The sequence below is a fragment of the Sphingobacterium sp. SGG-5 genome, from assembly GCF_011043525.1.
Lineage (GTDB): Bacteria > Bacteroidota > Bacteroidia > Sphingobacteriales > Sphingobacteriaceae > Sphingobacterium.
This window is the reverse complement of the sequence record NZ_JAAKGO010000003.1, coordinates 387,324-401,475: the sequence shown is the minus strand read 5'-3', so window position 1 is coordinate 401,475 and position 14,152 is coordinate 387,324. Positions and strand designations below refer to the sequence as shown.

Below are 14,152 nucleotides of genomic sequence, written 5' to 3'. Positions count from 1 at the left end.
GCAAAGAAAATATTACACGTCGTTATATTTTCCACCAAAAATACGTTAACTTAGCTGGCTCAAAAGTGAGCCCTGTTTATATGGAAACAACATTTGATTTTGAAAAACCCATTGCAGATTTGCAAACACAGATAGAGAAGGTCAATCAGGTTGCTGAGAAAACCAAGGTGGATATGGGTGCAACTTTGCGCGAGCTGGAAAAGAAATTGGAGCAAACGAAGGTAGAGGTGTATCAGAACCTCACAGGTTGGCAAAAAGTACAAATGTCCCGACACCCGGACAGACCACAGACATTTGATTATATCGAGATGATCTGTGATGAATTTGTAGAGCTGCACGGCGACCGTACGGTTCGTGACGATAAAGCTATTGTGGGTGGATTTGCATCGATTGGTGGACAATCGGTCATGGTCATCGGCCATCAAAAGGGTAAAAATACCAAAGAGCGCCAATTTCGGAATTTCGGAATGGCCAATCCAGAAGGCTACCGCAAGGCACTCCGCCTGATGAAAATGGCCGAAAAATTCAATAAACCAGTCGTCACGTTAATCGATACGATGGGTGCATACCCCGGGCTTGAAGCAGAAGAAAGAGGCCAGGGCGAAGCCATCGCCCGTAATCTTCTGGAAATGTCCGTACTCCAAGTTCCGATCATCTGTATCGTTATCGGAGAAGGTGCTTCAGGTGGTGCGTTAGGAATAGGTGTCGGTGACCGGGTGTATATGATGGAGAATACCTGGTATTCCGTCATTTCGCCAGAATCGTGTTCATCAATTCTATGGCGAAGCTGGGATCATAAAGAGCGTGCTGCCGAAGCACTCAAGCTTACAGCCAATGATATGCTTTCCAATGGTCTTATTGACGGAATTATTCCTGAGCCATTGGGTGGTGCACATCAAAATCCGGCCATCGCCGGGCAAAATGTAAAAAGTCAGATCTTACAAGATCTAACCTATCTAAGAGCCAAAGATGTCAACACTTTAGTCAGTGAGCGCATCGAAAAGTTCAGCAAAATGGGTGTCGTAAACGAATAAGAAAAAGATACATCAATAAAAAAGAAGGGCAAACATGCATAAGTAAGTTTGCCCTTCCTTTTTTATCGTTCGACCAGCTCTTTCACTGTCTCACCATACTCATCCACTTTATCGGCTTTTATCTGGAGCAGATAATACCATCTTCTAAACGTATTTACGAACACCGCTGCCATCAACACCATAGCGAGAACTGCTAAAAAGGCCAACAGATACTGTTCCTGTGGCAGATAGATATCCATCACCTGCTCATAACCCGCCCAAAACGTAATAATCGCCATAAACACGCCCGGAATAGCAGAACACAAGGCATATTTCCTTCGGTTCATACGGATCAGCATCGTTGTACAAACGATCAAGCCACAGGCTGCAAGCAGCTGGTTACTAATACCGAATAAAGGCCATATACTGCTTACATTTCCCGTATAGACTAAATATCCCCAGGAAAAGGTAAAAATAAGGCTACTGATAATAATACCGGGTATCCAATTTTTGTCATTAAACTTCGGAATAGCACTGCCTAACATTTCCTGTAAGAAAAACCGACCAACACGTGTACCGGCATCTATCGCGGTCAAAATGAAAACTGCTTCAAACATGATCGCAAAATTGTACCAATAGGCCATCACGTCATCCATGAAAGGTATCTTGTTGAAAATATGTGCCATACCTACAGCCAACGACACTGCCCCTCCTGTTCTGCCATGCAGGTCCACACCGATCATTTCACTAAAATGATCCAGATCCACTGGCAACAGATGAGGATGCTGCGCAATAAAGGAGTCATACATTTCCTTTGGCGTATTGATCGCAAAATAATCGCCCGGAACCAACGTACATGCTGCAATAAGGGCCATCAGAGCAACAAATCCTTCCACCAACATAGCACCATAGCCTACAAAAAGTATCTCACGTTCATTGGTCAGCATCTTAGGTGTGGTACCCGTAGCAATTATCGCATGGAAGCCCGAAATCGCACCACAGGCAATGACGATAAAGATGAAAGGTAAGACCGGGCCGCCGATGATGGGTCCCCCACCATGTATAAATGACGTCAGTGCCGGCATTTCCAACGTCGGATGCACAAAAATAACACCTATTGCCAACATCAATATCGTACCTATTTTAAGATAAGTCGACAGATAATCACGCGGAACCAACAAAAACCAAACCGGTAGTACAGATGCTAAAAAGCCATATGCTGCAATGGCTACAGAGATCGTTTCTATCCGCCAGTGAAACAAGTTACTGATGGCTTCGACCTGCATCAAACCATGGCCTCCAACAATAGCCGCAATAAGGAGAATACCGCCAATGATACTTGCCAAAGTCACACTATCTTTCCGATAACGCATAATCAAGCCCATCAGAATAGCGATAGGCATGGTGGCAATAACCGTAAATAAAGACCAAGACGCTTCGTGCATCGCACTGATACAGGCTAAGGAAAGCCCGGCTAAGGTCAGAACAAGGATAAACAAAATAGCTAACCCTGCGATAAGACCCGTTCCTTTTCCGATCTCTTTACGCGCTATAGTTGCCAAACTTTCCCCTTTATGTCTTACCGATGCAAAGAGTACGACCATATCGTGCACTCCTCCACCTAACACACAGCCAATTAATATCCACAAAGCACCCGGAAGATAGCCAAACTGTGCCGCCAATACAGGTCCTACTAAGGGCCCTGCCGCAGCTATAGCTGCAAAGTGATGGCCAAAAAGTACATTTTTATTGGTCGCTACGTAATCTTTGCCGTCAGCAAATTCGATAGCAGGTGTAACATGTTTCGCGTTTAACCGCAACACCTTGTTGGCCATAAATATGCCATAAAACCGATAAGCAATGGCAAAAACCAAGAGCGCTACAAAAACTAAAGTAAGGGCATTAATACCGTTTAAAAATTCCATATAAGTTTAAAAAAAGATGATTAGTCACGAGGCACAAGCAATATAGCGTTGGCTGCGACAGTCTTTCCCGCCGGATCCGCTGCTACTTTTACATGAGCGCCTGCGCCAAAGTTAAAAATAAATGTACCAATTTCTACCCAAGTACTCGATGTTTGTCCCATTATTTTCACATCTTTTAAGTTGACCGTTATCGGTTTTGCTTCTTTTCCGTCAAAAACTGTCAGTTGCACAGTCTCTGCACCATCAATTGTACGCGGATAATAGTAATATGCCGTATATTTTCCCGACAGCGCCGCTTTATTCAACTTGAACTTCACATACTCCGCTCCTCCTGCGGACTTATTTTCAACATGATATGGACCATAGCCCTTTAACTTGACACTATTCCACGCCCCCTCCATTTCGACATCATCCGTATTAGAAACCATGCTCAGCACATCAGGCTTACGAAAATCAGCCTTCGGGTTAGCCTTAAGAATTGCTTTTATAGCCTCCGCATGGACATCCTGTACGGCAATATTCTGATCGATAGCAATACAGGCAGCTACCGCTGCAGATTGAGCCAGTACCATAAATACAGGCTCCATCCGGATAGAACCAAAGGCAATATGTGATGCCGAAAGACACACCGGCACCAAGAGATTACTTACTTCCGTCCGCTTAGGCACGATAGCCCGATAGGAAATCGGAAATGGTGGAAATCCACCAACTTCAACATTCCCTTCATTTTTAACCCTACCATTCACCACCAACCGATCGCAGTTATGGGAGTCCATGGTGTAGGCAGCATAGGCAACTCCGTCGTCTACAACTTCCCGACCCTGACAATGATGTTGTGTCATAACGACATCACTTACCATCCTTCTGGCTTCACGGATATAAAGCTGTGGCGACCAGTGATTATTGTCCAGGTACTCGTCCTTCGGATATCCCCATTCTTTCATCTGCTTTCGGATAAACTCCGGCACAGCCGGATCATTACCGACGAAATACAATAATCCCTTCGTGTAATCCTCGTGTGCTTTTATAATCTGTTTTCTTTTGTGATAATCGGCTTCCGGGTATTCCCAATTGGCACCGATCATATCCGTCGACATGCCGTTACGATTGTTGATATCCGTTTTATTATTGGGCATTAGACTCCAGATAAAAACATCATTCAGACCTTTCCAAGGTTGGATTTCTTTCTGACGCACCAATAATTGGTATCGCTCCCGATCGTAGTTGTCCGGCTGCGTAATAGGTATCCTGTTGGCCGGATTATTCGTCAATGCGATTCGGTAATTATAGGCCTGTACTTTTTTATCTCCTGTACCGTTCGGCTTTAGCGTTTCGTTGCTGATACCCCAAAGCAGACCGCTCGACGGATCTCCTTTAATTTTATAAGGATCGATCCCATCTGGTAACTGATGTCCTTTTAGGAATTGTACACCACTCAGCGTTTCATTATATACACTATTGTCTTCCCGGCCCACCGTATAACGCACACCTGCCTGCGCAAGAAGATCCCCTTCATAGGTACAGTCCATGAACATCTTAGCTTTCACGCGTAGCTTCGGGCTATGCTGTTCCTCAAGGTTAGTCACGGTGATTTCCTGAATATGACGTCCCTCCTTTTTCACATCGACCAACTGTCTATTATATATCACATGAATATTGGCGTCTTGAATATATTCTTCGAAGACAGATAAGGCTACCTTCGGTTCAAAAATCCAATTCTCCAAATTGCCATAATGTGTACCCAGCTTACGGTAAAAATCCAATGCCAGGCCAGTGACGACATATTTGTTCCCGATATCGGTCATTCCCAAACCTCCCGAGCTCAAACCTCCCACGCGCGCACCAGGTTCAATGACAACAACAGTCTTTCCGGCTTTGCTGGCTGTATATGCCACTACGATACCTGCAGAAGAACCACCGTAAATACAGATATCTACCGACATTTCGTCTTGTGTTCCCCCGAGTACGAGCGAGGGTATCACACCTAATAAAAGAAGGAATATCTTAATCTGTCTCATTATTTCTGCATCTTAACATCTACCTTGAGATAGCCGGTATTGGCATTAGCCGACCTATCAACCACATACAATACGCCGTATTTTCCAGCTGCCGTTTTAAAGACGATAACATGTCCATTTGCCAGTCCACCCGAGGTCTCGCTCTCTGCCACACTCGAACCCGTATACAAAGCCTCTATTTCAGCCGCAGAAGCCAGCATATCAAATTCTCCACGCGTTAGCGTTATTTTCTTAATTAACGTCTGATTGCGTACTGACCAGTTTTCCATCGCATCTTCTCCGATGGCTGCTGGGGTATAAATAATATTGATGGTGTTGCCAAATGTAGGAGAAGTCAGATTATAAGCCGTAGTAGACCCACTGAAAAATGTAGCTAAGTCAATATCAGCCGATTTTGCAGCTGAACCTGCTGTCACATATACCTCACCTGTAGAAGCATTGAAAAATGGTCCTGGACCTGTCGACTTCTGTGCTCCGAGGTGCACATCATAGTATGCCACAAAATCAGCTTCCACGGATCGCTCGACGAACAAGGAATACGGCTGTCGATGAATATTACCCAAAACGTCCATGACTTCAATCGTAAAAGACAATGTTTTGTCTGCATCAGCTACTGTCGGCTGATAGAAAAAGTCGTATTCGTCAGCGTTAGGGTCATCAAAGGTCTCCTTTGTTAAATCCGTTAATTCCGTTTGATCCAACAATGTTTTGATATACCTGATTTCGTTCTCGGACGTCACCGACACTGTAAACGCGACCTCTTCGTTATCTTTCACTTCATTCGGTGCTTCTGCCGGAATGCTTACCTGGACATCAGCAGGAGCAGATTGTACATATATCGTAAAATCCTTATCTACCGCCGTACCTTCGGCATCTATTATGGTCAACCGGAATATTAAGCTCCTTCCGACATCTGCTGCTGTTACCGCATAGGTATAATTCAGATTTATCTCGTTCGCCGTGACCGATGCCGTCTCTAAGTCTACTTCGTCAAGACGTAATATAGCTTCCTGAATCTGTGCTTCAGCTTTAGCACTTATCGTCAGGTCAAATACGATCTCGTCCTTTGAGGTTACCGCATAGGGGATCGTGACGTTTTGTGTGACATCCACGGCAAATCCATTCGGAAGTTGCAATTCTCCTTCATCTTTTTTACAGGCGCCTAGAGCCAGTAAGAAGATGAGTACATATAATTTTGTTAATGCGCTCTTCATAACTTATTTAATTGACGTAAAACGGAATAACACCACTTGCTACTTTCTTATTGGCATCGTCCCGCACAAACACAATGAGTCGATACCCTCCCGTAGCGGATGGTGCTTTAAAAGAAATCGTTGCCGATGTATTATCGGTTATCAACCCCTCCATCGGAGGCGGGAGACTTCCGTCCGGACTAGATGTCCCTTCTTTCATAATCATCCAATCGTAGGTCAATGGGTCACCATCGGGGTCGGTGGCAACAACAGAAGCCGTATTATCAGAATTCTTCTCCACCTTGATGTTTTCTTCAGCCCGCTTCCCATTCATTAAAATATCATCCCTATCTTCCACAACGGGTGCCCGATTAGCCGGGTATGCTCCCGTCCATCCATATTGCATCGCATCGACTGCCGGGAAGGTATATCCTTTTTTGTCAAGAAGTCCATACCACATCAATACTTCGCCATGGGTCTGATACCCCCATATGAAGACAAAAGAACCGATACAACCATTCGGCTTATTCCCCAGAATATGATCTTGATAAGACTGCAAATAGATGGCTGCCTTTTCGGTGCTGGTCTGTTCAACCAATCCGCCCCAATCCAGTACTCTATCCGGTTCCGGAGCCATCTGCCAAGTACCCCTCGGCCCGAATTCTGTAATCATATAAGGTTTCTCCCACCCTGCTGACTGTACATTCGATAGCACATTGGGCAATGCAGGCGCATACATATTGATAGACAAAATATCGATCTCCGGCGCCAGATTCATGATATGCTGGATTTTGACGGGATCGGAATTAGACAGGGCGACTGTTGTGGGGTGATTGGGATCCACCTCATGAATAAATTTCGCGACCTCATTAATGGCAGTCCAGAGCTTGGTATTCGTATAGCTCGCTTCGGCCTCATTACCGATAGACCAGCACAACAATGCCGGGTGATCTTTAAATCTGACCACAGCATTTTTCATATCTTCCAGCTGCTGGGCAACCGCTTCTTCATTATCATAATCAAAACCGTCTGCCTCCCGCTTCATATACAATCCAAAATTGACATACAAACCGGCTTCATAAGCTTCGTCCAATATTCTGCGGCTATCATCACTAACGCCATACGTCCTTATCGCGGTAGCACCGAATTCAGCAGGCATACCATAGAAACCATTTGTACAGGCTCCTTTTACATAAAACTCTTCGCCGTCCACAAACATTTTCCATTCGCCACTCTCTTTCGAGAGCGTTACCTTCGCCGGTGGCGGAAGCACGGTTTCTTCAAAAGAAGCCGGAGGTATGGGGTAGTCGTAGCGGTCTGTACAACTACACAACAGCATAATCAATACAGAAAATGCAGTAGTCCTTAGATGTATTGCTAAATATTTCATCACTAATGGGGTTTAGTATTACCGGGTATAATAATCTGATCCAAATCGAGCAACTCTTGCTGAAGCAGATCATAGGAAATATCCTGAACAGACTGTCTTGCATCGATCGCCATGGAGGCCGCTACGGCTGCAGATTGGCCTAACACCATATAGACCGGCTCCATCCGCAGCGAACTGATCGCCACGTGTGAAGCCGACAAGCAGACCGGCACCAACAGATTCGTACACTCTTCTCTTTTCGGTGTAAGGGAATAATAACTGATGGAATAGGGCGTAATCGGTTCAAAGATGGTTCCCTCATACCGTAATTTTCCATTTTCATCCAACACCTTCGACACATAATGGCAATCCAGAGCATAAGAACCTACACCTATCGGATGAGATACACCCTCTCTATTTTTCTTGGTCACGTTCTTCTCTACCATCACATACTCACCAATCATTCGTCTCGCTTCCCGAACGTAAATATGGTGTGGGAAATTACCTGTTTCCTTAAACTCGTCTTTCGCCAGGCCCCAATCTTTCATCTCTTCCCGCATATGTTGCGGAATACGGGTATCATGCTCCAATAGCCACAGCATACCCAACGCATAATCTCGATGCAATTGCTCAATTTCTTTCCGCTGCTTATAATCCGCTTCCGCATAATCATAACTCGCACCAAAGAAGTCCAGATGATTGGTGTCCGTCTTACGGTTAGGCATAGGTGTCAACGTAATAATCTTCTGCAGCGTCAAATCCGGATTCGACTGAATACGTCGTACTAGTACTTCATACCATAATGGGTTGTAGTTCTTCGGCTTTTGTATTTTCACTCGATTGGTTGGATCATCGGTCAACGTCACCCTATAGCAGTATGCCTGTACCCTTTTGTCAGCCTGCCCTTGTTTGATCGGGAGGTTGGTATCGATATAAGGCAGCAAGCCCGAACTTTTATCGCCCGGTATCACGTAAGGGTCGATAGCTGTTAAATCCGTTCCATTGGTAAAGTTTACCCGATATCCGTTGAATGTTTCACCATACGTATCATTCGACTCCCGGCCAACTGTATAAGAAATCCCGGCCTTCGCTAATAAATCTCCTTCATAAGACGCATCGATAAATACTCTAGCGCGCACCGTTTTCCCACTCTCTAAAAATATCTGCGCGATTTCTCTTCCATTTTTCCTCACCCCTTTATTCAGATCCAGGCGCTCGTTTGTCCAGAGCTCTGCTCCTGCTTCTTTAAGCATATCCAGCATAATCTGTTCGGCCACTTTCGATTCATAAACCCACTGCATACGCCTTTCATCGTTCTTACCGCGGTATGTCCGCTTGAAAGCCCTTTCGAAAAAAACCTCCCGGTTTTCATTACGCCACACCGACGGATTAAGGTAATAATCATACACCCGTTGGTAAAACTCGCGGGCAAGACCGCCGACCATATCATTTCTATTCATATCGGTTGCAGTAAGACCCGATGTAGCCAATCCACCAACATGCTTGTTTTTAGAAATCAACACGACACTTTTACCCATACGTGCTGCCTGAACGGCCGCAATAACGCCCGAGGCAGTTTCTCCATAAACACAGATATCAAAAACGCTTTCCTTATTGGACGCCAATACCTGACTATTACTACTACATATCGTTATCCACACCAACACCAATACCGTTGCTATTTTTCTCATTTTCTATCTCAATTTTAGTTTTTAAATACGCTTTAATACGATTTTATCTCTATCTTAATACTTAATACTTAATACTAAGTACTTAATACTAATTATATCCTGGGTTTTGTGCAAAATTCTCCGGTCCCATATTGATAATCTCCGTTTCGGGGATTGGCCAGCGTATAAAGTGCGGATTAGCAGGAAGGTTGGTCCTTCCGCCCAGCGAACTGGCTATCTCTGGATGGCCGGCATAATTTTTAACCTGTGGAATGAGAATACCCAATCGCTTTAGGAAATACCACCGCTCATTGTGCCCTTCAAAGGCCAATTCGCGCGCTTGTTCATCAATGATATCTTTGATAGTCAACGTACCGGTAAATTTATCGTTCCCTGCCCTCTCCCAAGTTTCGTTGAAATATTTCTTCGCTAAAGTCTGATCACCATTCATCAATGCAGCTTCAGCACCGATAATGTACGTCTCCGCTAACCTGTATAAGATAAAGTCTTTATAGCTTCTGGTTTCTGCGGGATTACTACGTGTCCATATATCGCCCAGCTTCGTGCTGCCCGGATAAACTAATCGATTCAGCGTCCCGTTTTTATACAGAGGGAAATAATCGCCAGGCTGAACCGTGACTGATCCATATGGGATGGCTTGGTCCGTTGTATTTTTATACCGGTGGATATAATACGAATGATATCTCTTATCCTTGCTTTGGTCATATAAAGAGAATAGATAGGGGCTTGGCAGACATCGTCCATAGGTATATCCCCAATTTTCATAGCTACAGGCATATTCTGCCGTCCCTCCAATTTCCTGCCGATAAGGGGCTATGAAATAAGCCGCGAAATAATTACCTAAAGGCGTACCCGTCGATAAGTTGCCACTTGGATTTCTGCTCCATTGCTGCACCATCAGAGCCTCCTTATGATTGAGGTCTGCACCTTGGAACACATCATCCAGATCCACCAATCCATAATATCCGGACTTATCGATCTCATCGACCTGCTCCAATGCTTCATCCCAATCTTTTATCCATAAAGCAGCCATGGCTTTGATATGGCGAGCAGTGGCCTGATTAAACCGTCCAGGCTCTTCCGATTGCCAGTCCAAATTTTCGATCGCATAATCCAAGTCCTGATACAACAGATCAAACACCTCCGCTGTGCTCGCTGCCCGATATGTTTTGGGATCGTCGACATTTTGCCAGCTCGTAGGTTCCGTATTCAACCAGATCCTGTCGTAAGTCCGATATAGTATAAAGTAGGCATGCGCCCGAAAGCATCGGGCTTCTGCGATAGTAGCCCTTAAAGCGTCCGTATCCGGAAGCTGCTCGCCGGCATGAATAATCTCATTCGCCTTTCCGATGACACCATACATCGTTTTCCACATAAATGCAACCTGAGAAGAAGAAGGTTTCAGGAAATTGGGATCATAAGTACCGAAGTAGTTACCCGTTCCGCCATTGGTCACGGCCAAATCAGTGCCCCTTTCCAAAGCAAAGATGGTTGCATTTTCGGTATCACTCGCATAATTACGAAGCAAAGTGTAGACTGCATTTACGGCCAACTTTAGACCGCCCTCTGTACTGTAAATATAATCCGATGAATATTTCGTTCTATTTTCTTCATCCAGCCATTTGGTACAGGAAGTGAATAGCAGTAGTATTGATAAAATATAAAATATGTTCCTTTTCATTGTTCGTCTATTAAAATGAAAAATTTAATCCGAATAACCATGTTCTAGGCTCAGGATAAGCACCTGGATTTTGTTCGGGCCCGTACCCCTGTACTTCCGTCCATGTCCACACATTACTCATGGTGGTAAACAAGCGTAGCTTCTCCACACCGATCCCCTTCACGGCGTTTGCCGGAAACGTATAACCTAACGATATATTCCGCAACCGGACATAGTCTGCCTTTTCATAGCCTAATGAACTCAAATACGCAGGTGGCTGTATAAAATTTGGTGCTGGTGCCTCATTGGACGGATTATTAGTCGTCCAATAATTTCGACGCAGCCCATTTCTTTTCCCTGTCAAATCTCCACCATTACCAAATGACGTGAGATAAGAATTATACAGATATCCTCCCGCTAAATAATAGACATCTAGAGAAAGGTTAAAATTTTTGTAATCAAAACTCGTAATAAAAGAAGTGATGAACTTTGGGTCTCTATGAATGATTTCCCGGTCGTCTACCGAGATGACATTATCCCCACTGATGTCCCGCACGCGGATACTACCGGGCGTAGCTGCAGGCATATGCGAATTAGCAATATCATCGTCCAACTGCCAGATGCCATCGAAATGATAATCATAATACACATTCATTGACTCGCCGATAAACCAGTTGTTGTTCAAGTCGTTCGCTGGATTTCCTTCTTCATCCAATTTACCATCGATTTTTTTGACTTTGTTCCTGTTTGCCGTAAAGTTTACCCCTACATTCCAGGTAAACTCATTTCTATCAATTGCAATCGTATTAATTGCAAGCTCGACACCCCGATTTTGCACATGACCCAGATTAATCAACTGGGAGACATACCCGGAGGTTGTAGGTAATGAGCGCTCGACCAAAAGATCAGTCGTCTGCGTATCGTATAGTTCCAATGCTCCGGTAACCCGGCCCTTGAAAAAGCCGTAATCCAAACCAATGTTTGTCGAAGTTGACGTTTCCCATTTGAGGTTCGGATTAGTCAATTCTGTATTCGGCAGATAGCCGATGGCACTTTCTTCGCCAAATTCGGTCAGATATCTGGTCGCCAGACCCAATGTCGTATACGGACTGATTGCCTGGTTTCCCACCTGACCATAGCTCAATCGCAGTTTCAGATCCGATAGAAAACCGACATCTTTCAGAAACGCCTCTTGTTTTGCACGCCATGCAAAAGCTACCGACGGGAAATAACCGTACTTATTATTCGCACCGAAAACCGAAGAACCATCGACACGTATCGCTGCCGTAAGCAAGTAGCGGCTGTCGTAGTTGTAGCGTGCCCGCATCAAATACGACAACAATTTCCGATCGGAAAATTCATATACCGGAATGGCGTACTCATCCGCTGAAGCAATAGCATGATAATACAGGTCATCGTTTGGAAATCCAAATCCGGTATTTGCGATACGTTTCCATTGAATACCGTTTAAACTCGCCATAGCCGTTCCATCAATATGGTGTACGCCAAAATCTTTGGTATAATTCAAGATATTCTCCACCAAATAATCGGTATACGTACTCTCTCCCAAAGTAGCCCTCCCTCCATTGTCTCGACCAGTGAAATGGTTGATTCCCAAGTACGAGTTTTCCTGCACTTTCCTTGTATTCAAACTCGTATTTAATCGATAGGACAGTCCGTTTATTATCTTCCAATCGGCAAAAAAGTTGAAGTTCAGCCGGTCTGTGATATTATCGTTTTTTGCATTGCTATTGTTCCATAACGGGTTATAGTGTGACTCACCGGCCTCGGTGACATCCTCCCGCAACGAACCGTCATCCTTATATACCTCCGCCAGCGGCGGCATGGTAATAAATGAACTAAACGTCCCGTCGGCAATCGTCCGAAACGACTTTGTATAGGCGATATTCGAACCCAACGTAATTTTTTCAGACAGTTTCTGGTCTATGTTCAATCTTCCGGTGAATCGTTTAAAATCCGATGAGGGGACTATACCATCTTGGTAGAAATGTCCTAAAGACAGGGCATACTTTGTCTTTTCATTTCCCGATTGAATGAGTACATCGTTTTTATTCTGCCAAGAAGGGCTAAGCATCACATCTTCCCAATTCACATAATCCTTGGAATGGTATACCTTCTGCATAAGGCCCCGAAAAGCCTCACTTTCATTATAATAACCATATGCATTGTAGAAAGCCTCTTTTCGATAAGCTGCCCATTGCTCCCCATCGTAAAATTCAAAGTTACGATAGAGGTTCTGCACGCCACCATACGAGTTGACGCTTACTTTCGTTTCCCCCGAAATTCCTCTTTTCGTCGTCACTAATATGACACCGTTGGCTGCCCGTGCTCCATAAATGGACTGCGCCGAGGCATCTTTCAAGATCTCAATAGACGCCACTTCGTTCGCATTGATGTCATCTATACTGGCCATGGGCACCCCATCGACTACATACAATGGATCGTTCCCCGCCGAGAGCGACCTGCGGCCCCGGATCAAGATATTCGAACTGCCACCAGGCGCTGCACTTCCCATCGTCACCTGCACACCCGGTGCGGCTCCTCGCAACATCTCATTAATACTGGTCGTGGGCATCTTATTAATCTGCTCCGTGGTTACCGACGATATGGCTCCTGTGATATCGCTACGCTTTTGCACGCCATAACCGACTACCACAATTTCATTCAGCGATTCAACAGACGGTATCAGCTGTACCGTATATTCCGTATTCACACCTATTTTTACCGTTTCCTTACCAAACCCCAACATACTGAATACAAGCTCCGTATCTCCATTATCAATCGGAATGGAAAAATTTCCGTTTGCATCAGTCGCTACCGTCTGATTGGAGGCGTTTGTTTTTACAACGACGGCTTGGATGGGCATGGACTTATCGTCAACGACGCGCCCCTGTAAAATCCGCTCCTGTTGTGCTTTTTTGATGATAACGGTATTATCACGGATGGTATACGATACCTTCAAGTCGGCTAAGACGCGCTCCATCACCTTTTCCAAAGGCACATTCTTAAACGTACCGGTCACCTTTTTGCTGTCGTTCAGATCAAGCGGAGAGTAGATAAACTTAAGTCCCGTCCGCTGATTTAACTCTTTGAATACCTCCTTGATCGTCAAGTTATTAAATGATATTGAAATAACTTGTTGATGAGCTGACACCGTCTGAAGATGAAGCAGAAATGTCAGCAGTGAGAGGCAAAAAACTCTCCCTACAGCTCCCGATAGAGCTGTTCCTATGCATTGTACTTTTCGCATTTGACTACGTTT

Annotated in this window: 8 protein-coding genes; 1 reads left to right on the top strand and 7 read right to left on the bottom strand. The window is 44.7% G+C overall.

Annotated elements, in window-relative coordinates; all coding sequences use genetic code 11:
• Window positions 1–80 precede the first annotated feature (80 nt).
• Window positions 81–1,034 (top strand): acetyl-CoA carboxylase carboxyltransferase subunit alpha, encoded by a 954-nt coding sequence (locus G5B30_RS06165; RefSeq protein WP_165319086.1) that lies wholly within the window; start codon window positions 81–83, stop codon window positions 1,032–1,034.
• Between the two features lie 62 nt (window positions 1,035–1,096).
• On the opposite strand, the gene G5B30_RS06160 is transcribed toward G5B30_RS06165, so the two are convergent.
• The 7 genes from G5B30_RS06160 to G5B30_RS06130 form a co-directional block, all read right to left on the bottom strand.
• Entirely contained in the window at window positions 1,097–2,938 is a 1,842-nt protein-coding gene (locus G5B30_RS06160; protein WP_206367030.1) for a carbon starvation protein A, read from the bottom strand.
• A gap of 20 nt (window positions 2,939–2,958) precedes the next feature.
• Window positions 2,959–4,956, bottom strand: coding sequence for an FAD-dependent oxidoreductase (locus G5B30_RS06155; RefSeq protein ID WP_165319085.1), 1,998 nt, complete (start codon window positions 4,954–4,956; stop codon window positions 2,959–2,961).
• The gene (locus G5B30_RS06150; RefSeq protein ID WP_165319084.1) at window positions 4,956–6,170 is read right to left on the bottom strand and encodes a hypothetical protein; all 1,215 of its coding nucleotides are present in this window, start codon (window positions 6,168–6,170) and stop codon (window positions 4,956–4,958) included. The genes G5B30_RS06155 and G5B30_RS06150 overlap by 1 nt, the downstream gene beginning before the upstream one ends.
• A 7-nt stretch (window positions 6,171–6,177) precedes the next feature.
• Complete coding sequence (locus G5B30_RS06145) at window positions 6,178–7,539, bottom strand: glycoside hydrolase family 2 TIM barrel-domain containing protein (RefSeq protein ID WP_206367029.1); 1,362 nt, start codon at window positions 7,537–7,539, stop codon at window positions 6,178–6,180.
• 2 nt (window positions 7,540–7,541) lie between these two features.
• Window positions 7,542–9,209, bottom strand: a complete 1,668-nt coding sequence (locus tag G5B30_RS06140) for an FAD-dependent oxidoreductase (RefSeq protein ID WP_165319083.1) — start codon at window positions 9,207–9,209, stop codon at window positions 7,542–7,544.
• An 88-nt stretch (window positions 9,210–9,297) separates the two neighbouring features.
• Window positions 9,298–10,890: a RagB/SusD family nutrient uptake outer membrane protein gene (locus G5B30_RS06135; protein ID WP_165319082.1), complete on the bottom strand. Its 1,593-nt coding sequence runs from the start codon at window positions 10,888–10,890 to the stop codon at window positions 9,298–9,300.
• A gap of 10 nt (window positions 10,891–10,900) precedes the next feature.
• The gene (locus tag G5B30_RS06130; RefSeq protein WP_165319081.1) at window positions 10,901–14,140 is read right to left on the bottom strand and encodes a SusC/RagA family TonB-linked outer membrane protein; all 3,240 of its coding nucleotides are present in this window, start codon (window positions 14,138–14,140) and stop codon (window positions 10,901–10,903) included.
• Between the last annotated feature and the right edge of the window lie 12 nt (window positions 14,141–14,152).

Bases quoted from the DNA above. Each gene is read 5' to 3' on its own strand.
- G5B30_RS06155 (WP_165319085.1), bottom strand. From the start codon at position 4,956: ATGAGACAGATTAAGATATTCCTTCTTTTATTAGGTGTGATACCCTCG.
- G5B30_RS06165 (WP_165319086.1), top strand. From the start codon at position 81: ATGGAAACAACATTTGATTTTGAAAAACCCATTGCAGATTTGCAAACA.
- G5B30_RS06135 (WP_165319082.1), bottom strand. From the start codon at position 10,890: ATGAAAAGGAACATATTTTATATTTTATCAATACTACTGCTATTCACT.
- G5B30_RS06145 (WP_206367029.1), bottom strand. From the start codon at position 7,539: ATGAAATATTTAGCAATACATCTAAGGACTACTGCATTTTCTGTATTG.
- G5B30_RS06140 (WP_165319083.1), bottom strand. From the start codon at position 9,209: ATGAGAAAAATAGCAACGGTATTGGTGTTGGTGTGGATAACGATATGT.
- G5B30_RS06130 (WP_165319081.1), bottom strand. From the start codon at position 14,140: ATGCGAAAAGTACAATGCATAGGAACAGCTCTATCGGGAGCTGTAGGG.
- G5B30_RS06160 (WP_206367030.1), bottom strand. From the start codon at position 2,938: ATGGAATTTTTAAACGGTATTAATGCCCTTACTTTAGTTTTTGTAGCG.
- G5B30_RS06150 (WP_165319084.1), bottom strand. From the start codon at position 6,170: ATGAAGAGCGCATTAACAAAATTATATGTACTCATCTTCTTACTGGCT.